Origin of the sequence: Bradyrhizobium sp. RP6 (genome assembly GCF_003837805.1) — a bacterium.
Taxonomy (GTDB): Bacteria; Pseudomonadota; Alphaproteobacteria; order Rhizobiales; family Xanthobacteraceae; genus Bradyrhizobium.
The window spans coordinates 518,225-537,631 of record NZ_RQIT01000001.1 but is presented as its reverse complement, the minus strand read 5'-3'; the positions used below and the strand labels follow the sequence as shown (position 1 = coordinate 537,631).

Annotated in this window: 18 protein-coding genes; 5 read left to right on the top strand and 13 right to left on the bottom strand. The window is 65.3% G+C overall.

All coding sequences use genetic code 11. The features are described 5' to 3' along the window. Nucleotides 1–16: 16 nt before the first annotated feature. Nucleotides 17–1,276, bottom strand: coding sequence for an adenylate/guanylate cyclase domain-containing protein (locus EHH60_RS02940; RefSeq protein WP_124157982.1), 1,260 nt, complete (start codon nucleotides 1,274–1,276; stop codon nucleotides 17–19). A gap of 172 nt (nucleotides 1,277–1,448) precedes the next feature. Here EHH60_RS02940 and EHH60_RS02935 point away from each other — a divergent pair, with 172 nt between their 5' ends. Together EHH60_RS02935 and EHH60_RS02930 are read left to right on the top strand one after the other, a co-directional pair. Then, nucleotides 1,449–2,606: an MFS transporter gene (locus EHH60_RS02935; protein ID WP_124157981.1), complete on the top strand. Its 1,158-nt coding sequence runs from the start codon at nucleotides 1,449–1,451 to the stop codon at nucleotides 2,604–2,606. Between the two features lie 31 nt (nucleotides 2,607–2,637). Further along, nucleotides 2,638–2,829, top strand: coding sequence for a hypothetical protein (locus EHH60_RS02930; RefSeq protein WP_124157980.1), 192 nt, complete (start codon nucleotides 2,638–2,640; stop codon nucleotides 2,827–2,829). Here the strand turns inward: EHH60_RS02930 and EHH60_RS02925 are convergent. Further along, nucleotides 2,826–3,704, bottom strand: coding sequence for a DMT family transporter (locus tag EHH60_RS02925; RefSeq protein ID WP_124158336.1), 879 nt, complete (start codon nucleotides 3,702–3,704; stop codon nucleotides 2,826–2,828). The genes EHH60_RS02930 and EHH60_RS02925 overlap by 4 nt on opposite strands. 96 nt (nucleotides 3,705–3,800) lie before the next feature. Further along, nucleotides 3,801–4,787 carry a CDF family Co(II)/Ni(II) efflux transporter DmeF gene (dmeF, locus tag EHH60_RS02920; protein ID WP_124157979.1) on the bottom strand — a complete coding sequence of 329 codons (987 nt, stop codon included), beginning with the start codon at nucleotides 4,785–4,787 and terminating at the stop codon, nucleotides 3,801–3,803. Between the two features lie 196 nt (nucleotides 4,788–4,983). Between dmeF and EHH60_RS02915 the strand changes: the two genes are divergently transcribed. Continuing rightward, nucleotides 4,984–5,802, top strand: coding sequence for a chromate resistance protein ChrB domain-containing protein (locus EHH60_RS02915; RefSeq protein ID WP_148090212.1), 819 nt, complete (start codon nucleotides 4,984–4,986; stop codon nucleotides 5,800–5,802). Continuing rightward, nucleotides 5,803–7,188, top strand: a complete 1,386-nt coding sequence (gene chrA / locus EHH60_RS02910) for a chromate efflux transporter (RefSeq protein ID WP_124157977.1) — start codon at nucleotides 5,803–5,805, stop codon at nucleotides 7,186–7,188. It begins immediately after the preceding gene. A gap of 59 nt (nucleotides 7,189–7,247) precedes the next feature. Here the strand turns inward: chrA and EHH60_RS02905 are convergent, their stop codons facing one another. Then, nucleotides 7,248–8,141: an AraC family transcriptional regulator gene (locus EHH60_RS02905; protein ID WP_124157976.1), complete on the bottom strand. Its 894-nt coding sequence runs from the start codon at nucleotides 8,139–8,141 to the stop codon at nucleotides 7,248–7,250. Between the two features lie 213 nt (nucleotides 8,142–8,354). On the opposite strand from EHH60_RS02905, the gene EHH60_RS02900 reads away from it, so the two are divergent. Then, the gene (locus tag EHH60_RS02900; RefSeq protein ID WP_124157975.1) at nucleotides 8,355–9,110 is read left to right on the top strand and encodes an SDR family NAD(P)-dependent oxidoreductase; all 756 of its coding nucleotides are present in this window, start codon (nucleotides 8,355–8,357) and stop codon (nucleotides 9,108–9,110) included. A 139-nt stretch (nucleotides 9,111–9,249) separates the two neighbouring features. On the opposite strand, the gene EHH60_RS02895 is transcribed toward EHH60_RS02900, so the two are convergent. The 9 genes from EHH60_RS02895 to lepB form a co-directional block, all read right to left on the bottom strand. Further along, entirely contained in the window at nucleotides 9,250–10,794 is a 1,545-nt protein-coding gene (locus tag EHH60_RS02895; RefSeq protein WP_124157974.1) for a GMC family oxidoreductase, read from the bottom strand. Between the two features lie 4 nt (nucleotides 10,795–10,798). Then, entirely contained in the window at nucleotides 10,799–12,349 is a 1,551-nt protein-coding gene (locus EHH60_RS02890; protein ID WP_124157973.1) for an ABC transporter substrate-binding protein, read from the bottom strand. Nucleotides 12,350–12,745: 396 nt separating this feature from the next. After that, on the bottom strand, nucleotides 12,746–15,004 hold the full coding sequence (parC, locus tag EHH60_RS02880; RefSeq protein WP_124157971.1) for a DNA topoisomerase IV subunit A: 2,259 nt from the start codon (nucleotides 15,002–15,004) through the stop codon (nucleotides 12,746–12,748). Nucleotides 15,005–15,066: 62 nt separating this feature from the next. Continuing rightward, nucleotides 15,067–15,354, bottom strand: a complete 288-nt coding sequence (locus EHH60_RS02875; RefSeq protein ID WP_124157970.1) for a hypothetical protein — start codon at nucleotides 15,352–15,354, stop codon at nucleotides 15,067–15,069. A gap of 91 nt (nucleotides 15,355–15,445) precedes the next feature. Beyond that, the gene (gene recO, locus EHH60_RS02870) at nucleotides 15,446–16,198 is read right to left on the bottom strand and encodes a DNA repair protein RecO (RefSeq protein ID WP_124157969.1); all 753 of its coding nucleotides are present in this window, start codon (nucleotides 16,196–16,198) and stop codon (nucleotides 15,446–15,448) included. Between the two features lie 91 nt (nucleotides 16,199–16,289). Next, complete coding sequence (locus tag EHH60_RS02865; RefSeq protein WP_124157968.1) at nucleotides 16,290–16,670, bottom strand: hypothetical protein; 381 nt, start codon at nucleotides 16,668–16,670, stop codon at nucleotides 16,290–16,292. A gap of 21 nt (nucleotides 16,671–16,691) precedes the next feature. Beyond that, the gene (era, locus tag EHH60_RS02860) at nucleotides 16,692–17,618 is read right to left on the bottom strand and encodes a GTPase Era (RefSeq protein WP_124157967.1); all 927 of its coding nucleotides are present in this window, start codon (nucleotides 17,616–17,618) and stop codon (nucleotides 16,692–16,694) included. Continuing rightward, complete coding sequence (rnc, locus tag EHH60_RS02855) at nucleotides 17,608–18,429, bottom strand: ribonuclease III (RefSeq protein ID WP_124157966.1); 822 nt, start codon at nucleotides 18,427–18,429, stop codon at nucleotides 17,608–17,610. Before rnc ends, era begins: the two co-directional genes overlap by 11 nt. After that, on the bottom strand, nucleotides 18,426–19,190 hold the full coding sequence (lepB, locus tag EHH60_RS02850; protein WP_061877333.1) for a signal peptidase I: 765 nt from the start codon (nucleotides 19,188–19,190) through the stop codon (nucleotides 18,426–18,428). Before lepB ends, rnc begins: the two co-directional genes overlap by 4 nt. Nucleotides 19,191–19,407 lie beyond the last annotated feature (217 nt).

Sequence of the window (19,407 nt, the reverse complement as noted above, 5' to 3'; positions counted from 1 at the left end):
GATCGTCGCCGCGAGTTCAATTCGCCAGGTAGCGCTCATAGCTCCCCGTCACGGGCTCGCTCGCGTCGACCTCCGGATCCAGTGTGTAGAGATCCTGCGCGCGGCCGATGCCGCGCAGCGCATAGCGGCCGGTGGAGACGAGATAGCGGCGGCCGGCGGCATCGAGGCCACTATAGAACTCGGATGAGGCCAGCAGTTCGCGGTCGACCGAGCGGCTCATCGACGCGATGCGGCTGACCTCATTGACGGTCGGACCGACCACGGTGAAATCAAGCCGGTCCTCGCTGCCGATATTGCCGTAGAAGACCTCGCCGACATGCAGGCCGACATAGGCCGACGTGGTCGGGCGGCCCTCCGCCGCCCGCCGCTTGTTCAGCGCAGCGACGTTCTTGCGGAACAGGTGCTCGGCCCGCAGCGCGGCCCGTCGCGCATCCGCCATATCCTCGCCCCAGAACATCGCCAGCACGCCGTCGCCGATCAGTTTCAGCACGTCGCCGCCGGCGTGGTGGATCGCGTCGATCACGGTCTGCGCATAGTCGTTGAGGAACGGAATGATCTCGTCGGGACCGATGCTCTCGCTGATGCCGGTCGAGCCGCGCAGGTCCGAATACCACAGCACGGCATTGATGCGCTCGGTGACGCCGCGGGAGATGCGCCCGCGCAGCACCTGCTCGGAGGCATCGCGACCGAGATAGACCCGGCCGAGCGTGCGCACGATGTCGACCTGCTGGGCCGACTTGATCGCGAGCCCCAGCACCGGCACGAGATCGCGCAGCGCTTCCAGCTCCAGTCCGGAGAACCCGCTCTCGCGGCGGGTGGTCCAGCACGAATAGAGGCAATCCATCAGGCCAAGCGCGCCATTCTCGCCGAACCGGTGCACGAAGGCGAGATAGTGCTTGTGGCCCTTCTCGGCGAGCTCGCCGATCTGCGAGAAATCCATCGACGGCGCATCGGCGAGATCAATCACCATCTCGTCGTGGCCATTCTCGAGCATGTGGAAGAACACCGAGCGGCGCCAGCTCTTTGCCGCGTCGCCGTCGGCGGTCGAGCCATATTCGAACGCATCGCTCTCGTTGCTGGGCCGGTCGCTCCAGCGAAAGCCCCTGCCCTCATAGATCGGATGCAGCGTGTCGATCACGACGAGCCCGCGCGACAGTTCCAGCCCCTCGGCGCAGCAGCGCTCGCAGAAGCCGCGGAGCAGCTCGTTTTCGGGCAGGCCCGTGAGCCCCTGGCCGGTCAGCCAGTTCATCAGCGCAAGGCGCGAGGTCAATTGCATGCGCCATTATGGCGTGCATTCGTGACGAGCGAAAGGCGCAGGCCCGACGTGTGCACCAGGCTCCCGTCCCCTGCAGGTCGAATATGTCGCGGAGCCGGTTGACGCCCTCGCCGCGCGAACGGCAAATGTCGGCGATGATGACTTCGTCGGCCGAAATCGGAAGCCCGTGCGGATGACCCAGCGCCAGCTTCCGATCATCCTGGCGCTCGGCACCACGCAGACCCTGGCCTGGGCCTCGAGCTATTATGTGCCGGCGCTGCTCGCCGATCCCATGGCGCACGACCTCGGCGTCTCCTCCAATTGGATCTTCGGCGCGTTTTCGGCTGCGCTGGTGATCTCGGCCATGCTCGGCCCGCGCATCGGGCGGCAGATCGATCTCGTCGGCGGCCGTCAGGTGCTGTCGGCCTCGAACCTGATCATTGCCGCCGGCCTCGTGCTCCTCGGGCTCTCGCAATCGATCGCGGTGATGGCGATCGCCTGGCTCGTGCTCGGCGTCGGCATGGCGATGGGGCTCTACGACGCCGCCTTCGCAGCTTTGGGGCGCATCTACGGCACCGAGGCACGCCGGCCCATCACCGGCATCACGCTGATGGCGGGCTTCGCCTCCACCGTCGGCTGGCCGCTCACCGCCTGGGGCATCGCCCATATCGGCTGGCGCGACACCTGTTTTGCCTGGGCCGCCGCCAACGTGCTGATCGGACTGCCGCTCAATTTGTTGATGCTGCCGGCGATCAAGGGCGCGAAGCAGGCCGCGGCCACGGCCGAGAAGCCGCATTTGCCGCTGGACCGCACCATGATCCTGCTGGGCTTCATCTTCGCGGCGGTCTGGACCGTCACCGGCGCGATGGCCGCGCATTTCCCGCGCATCCTGGAGGCGACGGGGGCCACGCCTGCCGAGGCCATCGCGGCCGGTGCACTGATCGGCCCGGCGCAAGTCGGGGCGCGCATGCTCGAAGCCGGCTTCCTCAGCCGCTTCCATCCGCTGTGGTCGACGCGGCTCGCCTGCCTCACCCACCCCGTAGGAGCGGTGATCGTTGCGATCTTCGGCGGCGCTGCGGCGAGCGCGTTCGCGCTGTTCCACGGCTCCGGCAACGGCATTTTGACGATCGCACGCGGCACGCTGCCGCTGTCGATCTTCGGCCCGAAGGATTTCGGCTACCGCCTCGGCATCATCGGCGCCCCGGCGCGAATGGCGCAGGCGGTGGCGCCACTCGCCTTCGGCCTGCTGATCGACCTCATGGGCGCCAAGGTGCTGATCGTCTCATCCGCACTCAGCCTCTTGGCGCTGGCGGCGCTGTTCCTGATCCGCCCGGAGCGGCGGCCGGATTGACGGAGCAGCCGCTTTCGCGCACAAGCGAGCCATGAGCGACGACGCTGGCCCGCCCCGCACATTCAAGAGCCTCCTGCGCTGGGCGACTACGCCGCCGCAGGCATGGGGCGTCTATCTCCTCGCCGTCCTCCTGATATGGCTGCTCTCGTTCTATGCCGGGACGCTGAAGCCGAAGAAGTCCCCGGACGCGAGCCAGCCGACGGCGACCGCGCCGCGGAGCTAGGCCGCCTTTACCTCGCTGGTCGCAATCCAGATGCCGGCGAACACCGCGACCAGCCCGATCAGAAGATTTCCCGTGATCGGCTCGCCGATCAGCAGCGCCGCCAGCAGAGCCGCGGCGATCGGATTGACCGTCATCGTATTGGCGACCCGGGTCGGCGTCGCCCGCGCCAGCGCCATGACCCAGAGGATGAAAGCGAGCGCGCCGCCGCCAATGCCCAGATAGACGCCGGCAATCCACTGCGCCGCCGTGAAGTGCTCGAGCGCCGCAAAGCTACCTTTAGTCAGCCCCACCAGCACAAGCGCAATTGCGCCCGCGCCCATGCCGACGGTGAGAAAACCGAGCGCGCTGGAGCGCTGCATCAGCGGACGCGACAGCACGTTGTAGAACGCCATGCAGAACACGGCGCCGGTCATGATCAACTCGCCGCGCCAGGCGCCGGGCGGACTCTGCGCGAGCCCCGCTGCAAGCGCCGCCGCCACGCCGAGCACGGCGATGCCGACGCCCGTGACCTTGCGCGCGGACAGGGGCTCCACGCCGAGCAGCGCGCCGACCATCATGGTGTGGAGCGGCAACGTCGCCAGCGCGAGACTAGCGCGCGCGGCGGTCGTGTAGGAGACCGCGATGTTATAGAGGATGAAGAACAGGCCGAAGAAGCAGATGCCAAGCAGCATCACCACAGGCCAGTCGGGCCGTTGCGGCCACCGCACGCCCAGCAGAAGCGCGCAAGGCAACAAGCAGAGAAAGCCGATCCCCCAGCGCAGGATCGCGAGCAGGATGGGATCGGCGCCGTCGACAAGATAGCGCGTAATGGCCGCAGCGGTTCCGCCGAAGCTGCTCGACGCCAGTGCGATCGCAACCCCGGCCCACTCGCCCACCACCATCCCCCGTCACGAAGTTCCTCCGGGCGTTAGCACGGTGCTGCTGCCAGCATGGTGGCAGCAGCACAACGGCGGGTCCGTTCGCGCGGCCCGTCAATGCGGGCAGGTCTCGACCTCGACCGTGACGTGGCTGAGGCCCTTCAATCCCGCGAGCCGCCGCTTGTACACGGCCGGCTGCTTCGGCTTGTCCGACACCACCGAGAGTAGCACGGCGCAATGGCCGGGGCCGACCTGCCAGAGATGGAGGTCGGTCACGCGATCGTCGCCGACCTCCATGCGGGCCCGGATCACCCGCTCCAGCTTCTCGTCGGCGCGCACGTCGAGCAGCACCGCACCCGATGACCTGATCAGGCCGTACGCCCAGCTCGCGATCACGACGCTGCCGATCAGGCCCACCGCCGGATCGGCCCAGACCCAGCCTGAATACATGGCGACGGCGAGTGCTGCGATCGCCAGCACAGAGGTCGCGGCATCGGTCATGACATGGACATAGGCCGCGCGAAGGTTGTTGTCGTGGTGATGGTGATGATGATGGCCGTGATGATCGTGGTCGCGGTCGTGATCGTCGTGGTCATCATGCGCATGGCCATGGCCGTGACCGTGACCGTGATGGTAATGATCGTGGCTATCGCGCAGCAGCCACACGCTGGCGAGATTGACGCACAGGCCGAGGGCAGCCACGGCCATGGCTTCGCCATAGACGATCGGTACCGGCGTGATCAGCCGCAGCACGCTCTCATAGGCGATCTCGACCGCAATCAGGCCGAGGATGATCGCGCTGGCGAAGGCGGCAAGATCCCCGAACTTGCCGGTGCCGAAGGTAAAGTGCGCATTCCCCAGGTGCCGGCGCGCGAAACGATAGGCGAAGGCGGCAATGCCGAGCGCGGCCGCATGCGTGCCCATGTGCCAGCCGTCGGCCAGCAGCGCCATCGAACCGAACAGCGAGCCTGCCACGATCTCGCCAACCATCATGACCAGCGTCAGGACGACCACGAGCCAGGTGCGGCGCTCGTTCTCGTCGTGCTTCTCGCCGAGGAAGGCGTGGTCATGGGTCCATTGTTCGATGGAATGGGAATGCATCGAATTCTCCCGAAGATTCAGGTCTGCCGGCGCGCAATATAGACGGCAGGCACCAATTTTCTAAGGTCCAATCGTCCCGCGGATTGACAGTACTACTTAGTTTCGCTGTAATCTGCGCCATGGGGATTTGAGCGATCTCCCCACGAGGCGACAGGCCCAAGCATCGCGTCCCGTTCGTTTCTTGCGAGGACGCATCATGTCTACATTCACGACCATTTCGTCTGACAAAATGGCACGGCTGATCGGCACGGCGAACGCGCCTGTCCTGATCGATGTGCGCACCGAGGAGGATTTTGCCGCCGATCGGCGGCTGATCCCCGGCTCCATCAAGCTCAGCCACGACAATGTGACGGACTGGGGGGACGCTTTCTCCGGCCGCCGCGCCGTCGTGTCCTGCTTCCGCGGTGAGAAGCTCGCGCAAGGCACCGCGGCCTGGCTGCGCCAGCTCGGGGTGCAAGCGGAGACGCTGGAGGGCGGCTTCGAGGGCTGGAAGGCGGCCAAGCTGCCGCTGCTCGATGCCCGCAAGCTGCCGCCACGCGATGCCGAGGGCCGCACCGTCTGGGTCACGCGAGCGCGTCCGAAGGTCGATCGCATCGCCTGCCCGTGGCTGATCCGCCGCTTCGTCGATCCCAGCGCGGTGTTCCTGTACGTCGCGCCGTCGGAAGTGGTGGGAGTCGGCGAGCGCTTTGGTGCCGCCCCCTTCGACATCGAGAACGTGTTCTGGAGCCACCGTGGCGAGCTCTGCACCTTCGACGTGATGATCGAGGAATTCGGGATCGCAACGCCGGCCCTGCTTCGCCTCGCGACGCTGGTGCGCGGCGCCGACACCGCGCGGCCGGACCTCGCGCCGGAGGCACCGGGCCTGCTCGCGGCCTCGCTCGGGCTGTCCCGGATGTACGACGACGACCTCGAACAGCTCGAGGCCGGCATGACGCTCTACGATGCCTTCTACCGCTGGTGCCGCGACGCCACCACCGAGACGCACAACTGGCCGACCAACAAGGTGAAGGCGTAAATGGACATCCGTAACGTTCAGGCAGGAGCTGACGCCGGTCACGGCGTCAGCTCCAATGAGGCCTTTCGCGTCTGGCTCCGCGTCGCCTGCCTCAGCTTTGGCGGGCCCGCGGGCCAGATCGCGGTGATGCACCGCATCCTGGTCGAGGAAAAAAAATGGATCTCGGAAGGCCGGTTCCTGCATGCGCTGAATTACTGCATGCTGCTGCCGGGACCCGAGGCGCAGCAGCTCGCGACCTATGTCGGCTGGCTGATGCACCGCACCGCCGGCGGGCTGATGGCGGGCGGGCTGTTCATCCTGCCCGGCATCATCGCCATCATGGGCCTCAGCTACGTCTATGCCGCGTTCGGCAATGTCAGCTTCGTCGAGGCGCTGTTCTTCGGCCTCAAGGCTGCCGTGCTCGCCGTCGTCGTCGAGGCGGTGGCGCGCGTCGGCAAGCGCGCGCTGAAGAACCGCATCATGATCGCGCTCGCGGCCGCGGCCTTCGTCGCGATCTTCTTCTTCGCGGTCCCCTTCCCGATCATCATCATCGCCGCCGGCCTCATCGGCTATGCCGGCGCCCGAAGCGGCCGTCCGGAATTCGCGCCGGCCGGTCACGGCCATGGCGGCAGCGGTGCCGCGATCGACAGCATGCTCGGCGAGGCCGTGCCCGATCATGTCCGTCCCAACGCGGCACGGGCGATCCGCGTCGGCGCAATGTGGCTGGCGCTCTGGCTTGTCCCGGTGATCGCGCTGCTGTTGTTCGTCGGACAGGCCAATGTGTTCAGCCAGGTCGCCCTGTTCTTCTCGAAGATGGCACTGGTCACCTTCGGCGGCGCCTACGCGGTGCTGGCCTACGTGGCCCAGCAGGCGGTCGAGCACTATCACTGGCTGAAACCGCACGAGATGCTCGACGGCCTCGGCATGGCCGAGACGACGCCGGGGCCCCTGATCATGGTGCTCCAGTTCGTGGGCTTCATGGCCGCCTTCCGCGATCCCGGCGGCCTGTCGCCGATGCTCGCGGCGACGCTCGGCGGCCTGCTCGCGACCTGGGTCACCTTCACGCCCTGCTTCCTCTGGATCTTCGTCGGCGCGCCTTATATCGAGCGCCTGCGCGGCAACACGGGCCTCGCCGGTGCGCTCAGCGCGATTACCGCCGCGGTCGTCGGCGTGATCCTCAACCTCTCGATCTGGTTCGCGCTGCACGCGCTATTCCGCGAGACCGTGCCGGTGCACGCGTTTCCGCTGGATTTCGACAGGCCGGTGCTGACGAGCGTTGATATCCCCGCGTTGCTGCTGGCCATCGCGGCGGCGACGGCGATCTTCCGATTCAAGCTGGGGATGCTGACGGTGCTGGCTGGCAGCTGTGCCGCGGGCGTGGCGCTAAGATTGGCGGGAATGATCTAGGAGAGCCGCTACGCTGTCCGGCCTTGCATGTCCCGGGTGGTCGATGATCCGGCTTAGCATCAGGCTGCGGTGTCCAGTTGACCGAGCGCGGCCTTGATATCCTTGGCCGGCGGCAGCCCGAACATGCGCCCATACTCTCTCGTGAATTGGGAGACGCTTTCGTAGCCTACTCCGAAGGCCGCGCTGCTCACGTCCGAGCCCTCGGACAGCATCATCCTGCGCGCCTCGATGAGCCGCAGCTGCTTCTGAAATTGCAAGGGAGTGAGTGATGTAATCGCGCGGAAGTGCTGGTGAAACGAGGAAGGACTCATGGCAGCCGCTTCCGCCAGGCGCTCGATCCGCAGCGGCTTTGCGTATTCGGATCGAATGATCGCGACGGCGCGCGCAATGCGTTGCGCATGACTGTCCGCGACGCCGAGAGCCCTTATCGCCGCGCCGTGTCGCCCCGCCAGCAGCCAATAGTGGATTTCGCGAATGAATTGAGATCGCAGAACCGGCAAGGAGGACGGACGCTCGAGCAGCCGCATCAAGCGGAGCGCGGCATCGGCAACCTCCGTTTCGGTCGGATCGACGCGCACGGGAATGCCTTGCTGCTCGGGAGCAAGGTTCATCTCCACGATCAGGCTCGCGATCACCGCCGGGTCGAGCTCGACGACCAGGGAATAATATGGGAGCTGCGCACTGGCACGGGTAATCTGGCTCACCGTTGGCACGTCCGCCGAGATCAGGAGCGACTCTCCTGCCCCGAAGTCGAAGGTGTGGGCTCCCATCGTCACGCGCTTTCGGCCCTGCAGGACGAGCGCGACAAGCGGTCGGTTGATTGCGTATTGGAGCTGGCCCGGCGTCAGCGCCCGTATGGCCGTAAGGCCCGGAATCGGCGTCCTGGCCGTGCCGTTTTGGTCGGAGTGCGAGTCCGCATAGCGGCGAACCGTTTCAAGGAAGGTCGTCGTCATTACGCGAATTTACACCAGCCGCGGGCTCCGGCAACCGACATGGCCGGACTGCTTCAACTTTGGGCACGTGAATTGATCGTTCGACGCAGCGACGGCCGGGCCTGAGGGACGCTCGCGGTCATTTGGAGGAATAGGCAAGAAGGTTCAAGGATCCGGCAACTCGAATGCCGCGGTGTCTGCCACCTTCGCCGTGTCAAACGAAGGAGACATCACATGGCAAAAATTGCAATCGTCACCGGCGCGAGCCGCGGCCTTGGCCGCAACATGGCCGTCAACATCGCGCGCAAGGGCAGCGATGTCATCATCACATACCGGAGCCGTGCGGACCTCGCGGAGAGCGCCGTTTCCGAGATCAAGGCGATGGGACGCCGGGCCGTGGCCTTTCAGCTGGACAGCGCCGACGTCGCCAACTTTCCCTCCTTCGCGCAAAGACTGGGCCTGACGCTGAAGGAGACATTTGGTCGCGAGAGCTTCGACCACCTCGTGCACAATGCCGGCGATGGCCTCTTCGCTCCGCTCGGGGAGACCACCGAAGCTCAGTTCGACCAGCAGATGAACCTGCATGTCAAAGGCGTATTCTTCCTCACCCAGGCCTTGTTGCCGCTGATGGCAGACGGTGGCTCGATCGTCACCATCGGCAGTGGCTTGACGCGTGTCACTTATCCGGGCTTCGCTGTCTACACCATGGCGAAAGCCGCCGCTGACATGATGGCGGTCTGCATGGCCAGAGAACTTGGGCCGCGTGGCATCCGCGTCAATAGCGTTGCGCCCGGCGCGATCGAAACCGACTTTGGCGGTGGCCTGGTCCGTGACAATCCCGACGTGAACAAGCAATTCGCCGGCATGACCGCGCTGGGCCGCGTTGGTGTCCCGGATGATATCGGCCCGATGGTCGCGAGCCTGCTGAGCGAGGACAATCGATGGGTGACCGGGCAACGGATCGAGGTATCAGGCGGTCAGACGATCTGAACGCCCCCACACTCGGTGTCATCGCCCGGCTTGATGTGCAGACCGGGCGATCCAGTACTCCGAGGCAGCCGAGATTGAGAAGAGAGGCCGCGGCGTACGGATGCCCAAATTCGCGGGGCATGAGACCGTCGTCGCGGCACTACCGCATCATCATTCGCGCGATCGCCTCGCCGATCACCACCGTCGTGAAATGCGTGTTGGCCCGGCAGTCCGACGGCATGATCGAGGCGTCGGCGACGCGCAGGCCCGCGATGCCTTTCACCGTGCCATCGGGGTTGACCACGCCGTCTGAATCTCCAGCGCCGCTCATGCGGCAGCTGCCGGCGGCGTGCTGGATGTCGCCGGTCTCACGGCGCAGCACCGCATCGAGCTCGTGATCCGGCAGGCTGGCGGCTTGCGGCAATGTCAGATCGGTGTCGGCGAGCCGGATCCAGTCGGAAATCCCAGATAGCGCCGGCTGCGAGGTGATCACCGCAAGGCGCCTCACCGCATCCATCATCCGCAGCATGTCGCGGGGATCGGCCAGCATGTTCTCCTCGACGATGGGATCGATCGCGGGATCGGTCGAGGCGAGCTTGAGCGTGCCGCGGGAGTACGCGTTGAACAGCCCGGCACCGATCGCGCCTGGCACGCCGACGCCGCGGTGATTGAAGGCGATCAGGATCATGTCGCGCTTGCCGCCATTGGCGAGGCCCGAAGAGTAGGTCACGCAGCAATTGGTGTGTCGCGTATCGGGATCGGTGGGACGAAGTTCCTCCCGGAGCTGGATGGTGGCACGAAAGAGCGGGTGGTCAAAGAAATGACGGCCGACCGGCAGATCGCGCGCGACCGCGATCCCCATCGCCCGCAACTCCTCGGCCGGTCCGATGCCCGAGCGCAGCAGGATCGCCGGACTGTGAATGGCGCCGGCGCACAGCACGATATGGTGCGCCGCGATCTCGCTCGTGCCCTGTCCTTCGATGTGAACGCGGACGCCGGTCGCCCGGCCGTCGCTGATCAGCACGCGATCGACCAGCGCATGCCCGCGGATCTCCAGATTGGCGCGGCCGCGTGCGGGCTCCAGATAGCCCTCATTGGTGGTGATGCGGCGGCTGTCGCGGCTGTTGATGGGATAGCAGGCGACGCCCTCGCCATCAGGACCGTTGACATCGGCACACCAGGGGTATCCGCTCGCCAGCGCAGCGTCGCGCAAACCGCGATCGATCGGGCCCCATGTCTCCGGCGGCGCGCGATAGACCGGCAACGGCCCACCGCGGCCGTGGCCCTCGGCATCGCCGAATTCCAGATCGTCCTCGATCACGGAGAACAGCGGCATCACCTCCTTCGCCGACCAGCCGATGCAGCCATTGGCCGCCCATTCGTCGAAGGCGTCCGCAACGCCGCGGATCGCGATCTGGCCGTTCATCATCGATGAGCCGCCGAGCCCCTTGCCGCGCCAGTAGAAGCGCGGCTCCTGCCCCGCCACCCGGCGCGTCAAGAGGTCAGGCCATTGCCATTTCTGCTGGTATTCGCGCTTGTGAATGATCGGGATCGGATTGGGCGTCCGCACCTCCCAGGGCGCCTCGTCGGCGCGCCAGTCGCGTCCCGCTTCCAGCAGCAGGACGCGCCGGCCGGGATCCTCGGACAGCCGTGCCGCAACGGCGGCGCCGGCGGAACCACCGCCGACAACAATGACATCGTACATCGCGTTACTTCTCAACGTTCCAGAACACCGGGATGGCGGACGGTATCAGACCGCGCAAGGTCGCGCGATAGGCGGCCGGTTGAGCGAACTGGCCCCACGGAATTGCGGGTGCCTGATCGTACATGACGGCCTGGATCTCGCCCGCGATCTTTTTGCGGTCCTCCTCGGCCGGTGCCTTGGCGAAGGCCTCCATCAAGGGCGTGATGCGCGCATCGCAATGCCAGCCGGTGAAGTCGGCGCAGTTGAAGGCAACCATGACATTGGTCAGCGGGGAGCCCAGATCGAAACCGCCGGCGTGAACGCCGTAGACGCTCCAGCCGTCCTTCTTGGCGCGGCGCGCCAGCACGCTCGCCCAGTCCATGACCTGCAGATCGACGTTGAAGCCGGCAGCCTTCATCCGCTCGGCGAGCACCTGCGCCGAGACGCGCGGGGCTTCGAGATCGTTGGCCTCCATGACGACGACAGGCTCGCCGGCATATTTGGTCGCCTTCAGAGTGGCCTTCGCCGCTTCGATCGACGGCTTCGCCGCCGCTTCGGTGCCGGCCGTGCTCTCATAAGTGGTGCCGCAGGTGAAATAGGTCGCGCAGGGCGTGGCGTACTTGGCGTCGAGTCCGAGCGCATCCAGCACTTCGCGCTGGTCGACCAGCTTCCACAGCACGCGCCGGATCGCGGGATCGTCGAACGGTTTCGACGCGGCGTTGAGGCGGTAGGCGCCCGCGAACATGTTGCCGCCGGTGAAGTTGACGAGCTTGATGCGGGAGTTCTTCTCCAACTGAGGCAACAGATCGAACGGGGCGTATTGCATGAAGTCGATCTCGCCGGCCTGGAGCGCGGAGGCTGCGGTCGCACCGTCGGGGATGACGCGGATCTCCAGCGTGTCGATATTGACGCGTTTGCCGCCGGCGAGGAAGTCGGCGGGCTCGGGGCGTGGCACATAATCGGCGAATTTCTTCAGAACCATGCGATCGCCGGTGCGGTGATCGGCCTTGCTGTAGACAAAGGGACCCGAGCCGATGATCTCGGTGATGCGCTGGTCGCCCGGCGTCTTGGCGATGCGCTCGGGCATCATGAAGGCGACGGGGCTGACGGGATTGCCGAGCGCGTCGATGACGAGACCCGACGGCTCCTTCAGCGTCAGCACGAAGGTCCTGGCGTCGGTCGGCTCGAGCGATGCGGTGATCGCGAAGATGCGGCGGCCGAGCGCGCTGCGGGTGCCCCAGCGGCGCAGCGAGGCCACGCAATCGGCCGCGGTGACCGGCTGGCCGTCATGCCATTTCAAGCCGTCGCGCAGGGTGAAGCTGTAGGTCAGACCGTCGGACGAGACTTTCCAGTCCTGCACCATCTGCGGTTTGATGTCTCCCTTGGAGTCCTTCGCAAACAGCGTATCGAACACCATGTAGCCGAACGTGCGCGAAATATAGGCCGTGGAGAAATGCGGATCGAGGGTGACGATTTCCGCCTCGAGCACCGCGACGAGATTGCCCGCCGCATTCGCCGGCGCCGCCACCAGCGCGAGGCCGAACAGCGCCGGAATGAAAGCCTTCAGTTTGAACATGGATGTGGTTTTGCCTTTTGACTGAAACGTTCGCAGTCGCCAGCAAAAAGCAATGTTCGTGCCCGTACTTATGCGATCGTGGGTATCTGCCACGCGTTTGCGGGGTACTCAATGTCAGTTGGAGAGCAGCGCAATCTCCTCCGCGTCATTGCGAGCGCAGCGGAGCAATCCAGAGTCTTTCCGCGGCGGGATTCTGGATTGCTTCGCTACGCTCGCAATGACGATGTGGGGACAGATGCGCGCCACATCCTCGTGCCCCGGACGCGGCGCAGCGCTTCTTCAGCGGTGCGCCGCAGAGCCGGGGCCCATGTCCCCGAGCAATCCGCGCAGCGTGGGTCCCGGCTCTGCGCAGCAACGCGAAGGGCGGTGCAGCGCGTCCGGGACACGAGAGCCGCCCTACCCGATCCCCCGGCCGAACTTGTTCGACTTCGGGAAGCCCTTCGGCGGCAGGCGGCCGGCATCGGCGCGGGTGCCTTGCCACTCCGCGAGCTCCTTCATGGTCGCGGAGAATTCGCGACCGGCGGAGTCCTTCCAGGTCAGGCCGGCCTTGGCGTCGAACACGGCAATATCCGAAAGGCCGCCATCCTTGTACTTCTGCAAGCGAACGCCACGGCCGCGCGCCATCTCCGGCACCTGGTCGAGCGGGAAGACCAGCATCTTGCGGTTGTCGCCGATGACCGCGACGGTGTCGCCGAGCACCTCGGTGATCGCGCGCGCCTCGTTCGGCATGTCCACGTTGAGGACCTGCTTGCCCTTCTTGGTGGTGCCGACGCAATCGTCCTCGTGGACGACGAAGCCCTGGCCCTCGTGGCTCGCGACCAGGAATTTGCGTCCCCCCTTGTGCACGAACAGCGCGACGGGCGCGGCTTCCTGCTCGAGGTCGATGAACAGCCGGATCGGCTCGCCGTGACCGCGGCCGCCCGGCAGCTTCGCGACGTCGAGCGAGTAGAACTTGCCGTTGGTCGCGAACAGCAGCAGCTTCGAGGTCGTCTCCGCGAAGAAGGCGAAGCCGAGCTTGTCGTCCTGCTTGAAGGCAAGGCCCGAGAGATCCTCGACATGGCCCTTCATGGTGCGGATCCAGCCCTTGTCGGAGACGACGACCGTCACCGGCTCGCGCTCGACGAAGGCCTCCTCGATCGCGGCGAGATCGTGCTCGGGCGCGTCCGCAAAAGTGGTACGGCGCTTGCCGAGCGGCGTCTTCGGTCCGAACATGTCGCGGACCTTGCCGACCTGCTCGCTGACCTTCTTCCACTGTTCGGCTTCGGAGGCGAGCACCGCATTGATGCCCTTGAGCTCGCCGCGGAGGTTCTTGTCCTCGGTGCGGATCTCCATCTCCTCGAGCTTGCGCAAGGACCGCAGGCGCATGTTGAGGATGGCTTCGGCCTGAACCTCGGTGAGCTTGAAGGCCTTCATCAGCTCGGGCTTCGGCTCATCCTCGGTGCGGATGATCTTGATCACCTTGTCGATGTTCAGATAGGCGATCAGGAATCCGCCGAGGACTTCCAGCCGGTGCTCGATCTGCGCCTTGCGATAATTGCTGCGCCGGATCAGCACGTCGCGCAGATGATCGAGCCATTCGCGCAAGCACTCGGCCAGGCCGACCACCTTGGGCACCTTGCCCTTGATCAGCACGTTAAGGTTCAGCGGGATCTTGCTTTCCAGCTCGGTGAGCCGGAACAGCGATTCCATCATCAGCGCCGGATCGACGTTCTTCGATTTCGGCTCGATCACGATGCGGACGTCTTCGGCCGACTCGTCCCTGATGTCGCCGACCAGCGGCAGTTTCTTCTGGTCCAGCAGCTCGGCGACCTTCTCGATCAGGCGCGACTTCTGCACGAGGAAGGGTATCTCAGTGACGACGACGACCCAACTGCCGCGGGCGCCTTCTTCCTGCTCCCATCTCGCACGGACACGGAACGAGCCCCGGCCGGTCGTGTAGGCTTCCGCAATCGCCTGCTTGGAATCGACGATGATGCCGCCGGTCGGGAAATCCGGTCCCTTCACCCATTTCAGCAGCGCCCTGGATTTCGCATCGGGCTTCTCGATCAGATGCAGCGCGGCATCGCAAAGCTCGGCGGCGTTGTGCGGCGGGATCGAGGTGGCCATGCCGACCGCAATGCCCTGCGCGCCATTGGCGAGCAGGTTCGGGAAGCCGCCGGGCAGCACGACGGGCTCTTTCGACTGACCGTCGTAATTGGCGCGAAACTCGACGCCGTCCTCGTCGATGCCCTCGAGCAGAAGCCGCGCGACGTCGGTCATGCGCGCTTCGGTATAGCGGTAGGCGGCGGGGTTATCGCCGTCGATGTTGCCGAAATTGCCCTGGCCGTCGACCAGCGGATAGCGCGAGGAGAAATCCTGCGCGAGGCGAACCATGGCGTCGTAGATCGCCTGGTCGCCATGCGGATGGAACGAGCCCATCACGTCGCCGACGATCTTTGCGGATTTCTTGAAGGCCGTGCCGGGGTCGAGCCGCAGCAGCCGCATGCCGTAGAGGATGCGCCGGTGCACCGGCTTCAGGCCATCGCGTGCGTCCGGCAGCGCGCGGTGCATGATGGTCGAGAGCGCGTAGGCGAGATAGCGCTCTTCCAGCGCCTCGCGCAGCGGCACGTCGTGGATTTCGGCCGGTTCTTCCGGCGGAACGATTCGTTTTCCCATGCCGCCCGGTTAAACCGTGGAAGCGAATCGGGCAAGGATCGAATGGTTCCCCTGGAGGCGGCCTACTGGCCTGCCCAGCCGGCGGTGAATGTCTGGGTTTTGGCCTGACCAGGCGTTTGGGCGGGTGTCGGCGCATTGCTCACGCAACGGCGGGCGGCTTCGATTTCGGCCTCGGTCGCGCCATGGGCCCGCGCCCATGTCTCTGCGGCGGCAGCGGAATATTTCGCCACATAATACCGGACGACCGTGCAGGATGCCCGGCGAAACAAGCCAGGTTGCGGCTCCCCGGCCGTGGCATCGGGCACGAACGTAAGCAGCGCCGCGGACAAGGCGAATCCCCTGATCAACATTTAGGCTGCCCCCATTTGTGGAACCTGAAGGCCGACCCGATTTCGTTCCGGGGAACTCCATGCGGAGGGGCAATGCAGAGCCCCGATGTGCTCATGGCGCTGGGAGCGCCACCCTCGCCTGCTGCCGTATCAGGGCATTGATGAAGCCGGCCCGGGCATCGGAATGGCCCTGCCCGCGCGGCTCCAGCACGTGACGCAGCAGGAACAGGCCGGTGAGCCGAAAGCCGTCCTGGAGATCCTGCTCGGTGAGATCGCTCGCTGTTTCGCCATGGCGCAGAAAAGGCGGCAGCCGCAACAGCCGGTCGCGCCACGGCTCGCCCGCGCCGCGCGACACCGCGCCACCGGATTTCGGCGAAACATAGATCAGGTCCGTGGTCTCGCCGGTCACCGCGCAATTGTCCAGCGCAAGGCCGAAACCCAGCTCTGCGAGCATCGCCATCTCGAAATGGATCAGGTGCACGGCGGCGCTGCCGATATCGTCGAAATTGTCGAGCGAATGTTCGAGCAATGCAAAGATGTCTTCGTGCGGATCGCGCTCCGGCAAGAGCCGCGCAACCGAGGCGAGATGAGTGACGCCATAGACCCCGTGGGACGATGCCAGCAGCGTCGCCGCGCGCAGCCTCAATCCCTCGATCGCATAGGTCCCGAGATGCTCGTCGAGGCGCGCCCGCCACACCGCGCTGACGCTGTTGCCGGGCTGCAAGAGCGGCCGCATCCGCGAGCTGGCACCGCCGCGGACGAGGCCGAGATGACGGCCATGCGCGCGCGTCAGGAGCTCGACGATGGCGCTGCTTTCGCCATGCCGCCGCACACCCAGCACGATGCCCTCGTCGGTCCATTCCATGGGAGAAGCTTACAGGATTTCGATCAGGAGCGCAGCGCCATCCCTATCATTCCGGGGCGCCTCGAAGAGGCGAACCCGGAATCTCGAGACCTCACGCGTTGAACCAGCCCTGCGCATCGCCGGTGAAGGAGAAATAAAGGCCCATCGTGGTCAGCGCGCAAGAGACGATCTCGATGGCACTGTCGAGCTCCAGGCCCTTCTCCCCGATGATCTGGCCGAGCGAGATCACCGACAGCGCGAGCGCTGCCGCCAGCACCCAGCGCGGCCAGTTCTTGCGCCGATACGCAGCCAGCCAGACGAAATAAACCAGCAGCAGGATCATGCCGCCGGCGAGCAAGGTCGCCGTCATGATCATCTGCTCGGTCATCTCGGCGTTGGGCGTGCGGTCCTGCACCGCGACCGAGAGGGCATCCAGCATCAACGATGCATAGAGCAGCGCTTCGAAGCGCCGGACGTTACTGGGCACGCTCATCGGTGACCTGTCTTTTCTTGGTTATTCCCTGGGGAAGTCCAGGCCCATCTCGCGGTAGCGATCGGGATCGTCGCCCCAGTTCTCGCGCACCTTGACGAACAGGAACAGATGCACCGGCACGTCCAGGATCTGCATCAGTTCCTTCCGCGAATCCGCGCCGATCGACTTGATTGTGGCGCCGCCCTTGCCGAGCACGATCTTGCGCTGGCTTTCGCGCTCGACGAAGATCGTCTGCTCGATCCGCACCGACTTGTCCTTGCGCTCCTCCCATTTGTCGGTCTCGACCGTGGACTGGTAGGGCAATTCCTGGTGCAGCTTCTGATAGATCTTTTCGCGCGTGATCTCGGCCGCGAGCTGCCGCATCGGCGCGTCCGACATCTGGTCCTCGGGATAGAGGAACGGGCCCGGCGGCACCATGTCCGCGAGCGTCTTGCGGATGTCGTCGACCCCATCGCCGGAGATCGCAGAGATCATGAATGTCCTCGCGAACTTCATGCGCTCGTTGGCAACTTGCGCCAGCGCCAGCAGCTTCTCGCGCTGGACCAGATCGACCTTGTTGATCACCAGGATCTTCTCGTGATTGACGCTGGCGGCCTTGGCGAGAATCGCCTCCGCTTCCTCGTCGATCCCCGTCTTGGCATCCAGCAGCACGCAGACGAGATCGGCGTCATGCGCCCCGCTCCAGGCGGTCGAGACCATGGCGCGGTCGAGCCGGCGCTTGGGCGAGAAGATGCCGGGCGTGTCAACCAGGATGATCTGCGCGTTGTTCTCGATGACGATGCCGCGGATCAACGCGCGCGTGGTCTGCACCTTGCGCGAGACGATCGTGACCTTGGCACCGACCAGCGCGTTGACCAGCGTGGACTTGCCGACATTCGGAGCACCGATCAGCGCCACGAAGCCGCAGCGCGTCGCAGTGGGCGCCTCGCCGCTTGCTTCAGCCATCATTGCCGCCGCCAACGCCTTCACGCTCGATCATCACTGACGCTGCCACCTTCTCTGCCGCGCGCTTGCTACCGCCGATACCTTCGGCCGGCGCCAGCCCCGGCAGATCGACCGCGACACGGAACTGCGGATCGTGATGCGGGCCGGTGCGCTCGACCTCGCGGTAAACAGGCGTCGGCAGTCCCTTGCCTTGCGCCCATTCCTGCAGCACGGTCTTGGGATCGCGCAAGGGACGGCGCGGCTTGTGCATGCGCTCGGTCCAGTTGCGCTTGACGAATTCGGCGGCCGCGGCATGGCCGCCGTCGAGGTAGATGGCGCCGATCACGGCCTCGCAGATGTCGCCGAGGATGGATTTGCGCAGGCGGGCGTCGGCGCTGGAGCCGACCGAGCCGAGCTTGATGTCGTCGACGAGACCGAGCGACTTGGCGACGTCCGCGCAGCTCTCCTTGCGCACGAGTTCGGCGAGCCGCTTGGACAGCTCGCCCTCGTCGGCGTTCGGGAAGGCGTGATAGAGCATGTCGGAGACGACGAGCCCGAGCACGTGGTCGCCGAGGAACTCCAGCCGCTGATAGCTATCACCGCGCTTGCGCCCGGACTTCAGCGCCGACACATGCGTGATCGCCTGCATCAACAGGTTTGGGTCGGCGAAGCGGTGCCCGATGCGCGCCTCGACCGCCGCGTTGGCATCCGCGCCCTTGGCCTTGCTGCTTCGCGCCCGCTTCTTCTTGGCAGGCGTTTTCGGTGCGGCTTCGCTCTCGGGAGCGGCTTGCGCCTCGGTCGGTTGGATCGCGATGTCCTTGGCTTCGTCTTTCATCGGACGATTTTGAAGAAACGATTCCAGCGTACCGCCCACGGCCAGCGCCAGAACATCCAGGCATGCTCGCCCTCGGCGATGGAGAAGAAGATCATCTGAGCGCGGCCGATCAGATTTTCCTGCGGCACGTAGCCGACCTGGCCGAGGAAGCGGCTGTCGGTGGAGTTGTCGCGATTGTCGCCCATCATGAAGAAGTGACCGGGCGGCACCGTGTAGACGTTGGTGTTGTCCATGTAGCCGTTGTCGGCGCAGTCCAGCGTCTCATAGGACACGCCGTTCGGCAGCGTTTCCTTCCAGCGCTTCACCCGGGAGATGCCGCCGCCTTCCGAGCCGCAGGGGTCCTCGCCGACATATTCGCTCATGCGCTGCCGCTCGACGGGCGTGTCGTTGATGTAGAGCAGACCGTCCCGCATCTGGACGCGGTCGCCCGGAAGCCCGATCACGCGCTTGATGTAGTCGGTGGAATCGTCCTTCGGCAGGCGGAACACGACGATGTCGCCGCGGTTCGGATCCGAGCCCCAGATTCGCCCCGAGAACAGCGGCGGCGAGAACGGAATCGAATAGTGGCTATAGCCGTAGGAATATTTCGAGACGAACAGATAGTCGCCGACCAGCAACGTCGCCTTCATCGAGCCGGACGGGATGTTGAAAGGCTGAAACAGGAAGGTGCGGATCACCAGCGCGATCAGGAGAGCATGAATGACGACCCGGATCGTTTCACCGACGCCGCTCTCAGTTTTCGTTCCTGAAGTCACGCTCATTGCTCTCTCAATTCCGGCCGGCGGTCACAGAGCGCCCTCCTTGGCGCGAACAGCCCATTGCTTCGCGGCCCATGGAGATTGTCCTGATTCTGATAGTGAGGGCCAATTCCGGCGTAAAGCCGAATTCGCCCAGGCTGATTTGCGTCGGCGGACTTTTAGACGGTTGTCGGAGGCCACGCAATCAAGGATCGCATCAAAACTGAGTAAGACTTTGATT

What these genes read in the sequence shown, in the direction of transcription:
- EHH60_RS02940 (WP_124157982.1), bottom strand. Translation starts at nt 1,276, where the DNA reads ATGCAATTGACCTCGCGCCTTGCGCTGATGAACTGGCTGACCGGCCAG.
- EHH60_RS02935 (WP_124157981.1), top strand. Translation starts at nt 1,449, where the DNA reads ATGACCCAGCGCCAGCTTCCGATCATCCTGGCGCTCGGCACCACGCAG.
- EHH60_RS02930 (WP_124157980.1), top strand. Translation starts at nt 2,638, where the DNA reads ATGAGCGACGACGCTGGCCCGCCCCGCACATTCAAGAGCCTCCTGCGC.
- dmeF (WP_124157979.1), bottom strand. Translation starts at nt 4,787, where the DNA reads ATGCATTCCCATTCCATCGAACAATGGACCCATGACCACGCCTTCCTC.
- EHH60_RS02915 (WP_148090212.1), top strand. Translation starts at nt 4,984, where the DNA reads ATGTCTACATTCACGACCATTTCGTCTGACAAAATGGCACGGCTGATC.
- chrA (WP_124157977.1), top strand. Translation starts at nt 5,803, where the DNA reads ATGGACATCCGTAACGTTCAGGCAGGAGCTGACGCCGGTCACGGCGTC.
- EHH60_RS02905 (WP_124157976.1), bottom strand. Translation starts at nt 8,141, where the DNA reads ATGACGACGACCTTCCTTGAAACGGTTCGCCGCTATGCGGACTCGCAC.
- EHH60_RS02900 (WP_124157975.1), top strand. Translation starts at nt 8,355, where the DNA reads ATGGCAAAAATTGCAATCGTCACCGGCGCGAGCCGCGGCCTTGGCCGC.
- EHH60_RS02895 (WP_124157974.1), bottom strand. Translation starts at nt 10,794, where the DNA reads ATGTACGATGTCATTGTTGTCGGCGGTGGTTCCGCCGGCGCCGCCGTT.
- EHH60_RS02890 (WP_124157973.1), bottom strand. Translation starts at nt 12,349, where the DNA reads ATGTTCAAACTGAAGGCTTTCATTCCGGCGCTGTTCGGCCTCGCGCTG.
- parC (WP_124157971.1), bottom strand. Translation starts at nt 15,004, where the DNA reads ATGGGAAAACGAATCGTTCCGCCGGAAGAACCGGCCGAAATCCACGAC.
- EHH60_RS02875 (WP_124157970.1), bottom strand. Translation starts at nt 15,354, where the DNA reads ATGTTGATCAGGGGATTCGCCTTGTCCGCGGCGCTGCTTACGTTCGTG.
- recO (WP_124157969.1), bottom strand. Translation starts at nt 16,198, where the DNA reads ATGGAATGGACCGACGAGGGCATCGTGCTGGGTGTGCGGCGGCATGGC.
- EHH60_RS02865 (WP_124157968.1), bottom strand. Translation starts at nt 16,670, where the DNA reads ATGAGCGTGCCCAGTAACGTCCGGCGCTTCGAAGCGCTGCTCTATGCA.
- era (WP_124157967.1), bottom strand. Translation starts at nt 17,618, where the DNA reads ATGATGGCTGAAGCAAGCGGCGAGGCGCCCACTGCGACGCGCTGCGGC.
- rnc (WP_124157966.1), bottom strand. Translation starts at nt 18,429, where the DNA reads ATGAAAGACGAAGCCAAGGACATCGCGATCCAACCGACCGAGGCGCAA.
- lepB (WP_061877333.1), bottom strand. Translation starts at nt 19,190, where the DNA reads ATGAGCGTGACTTCAGGAACGAAAACTGAGAGCGGCGTCGGTGAAACG.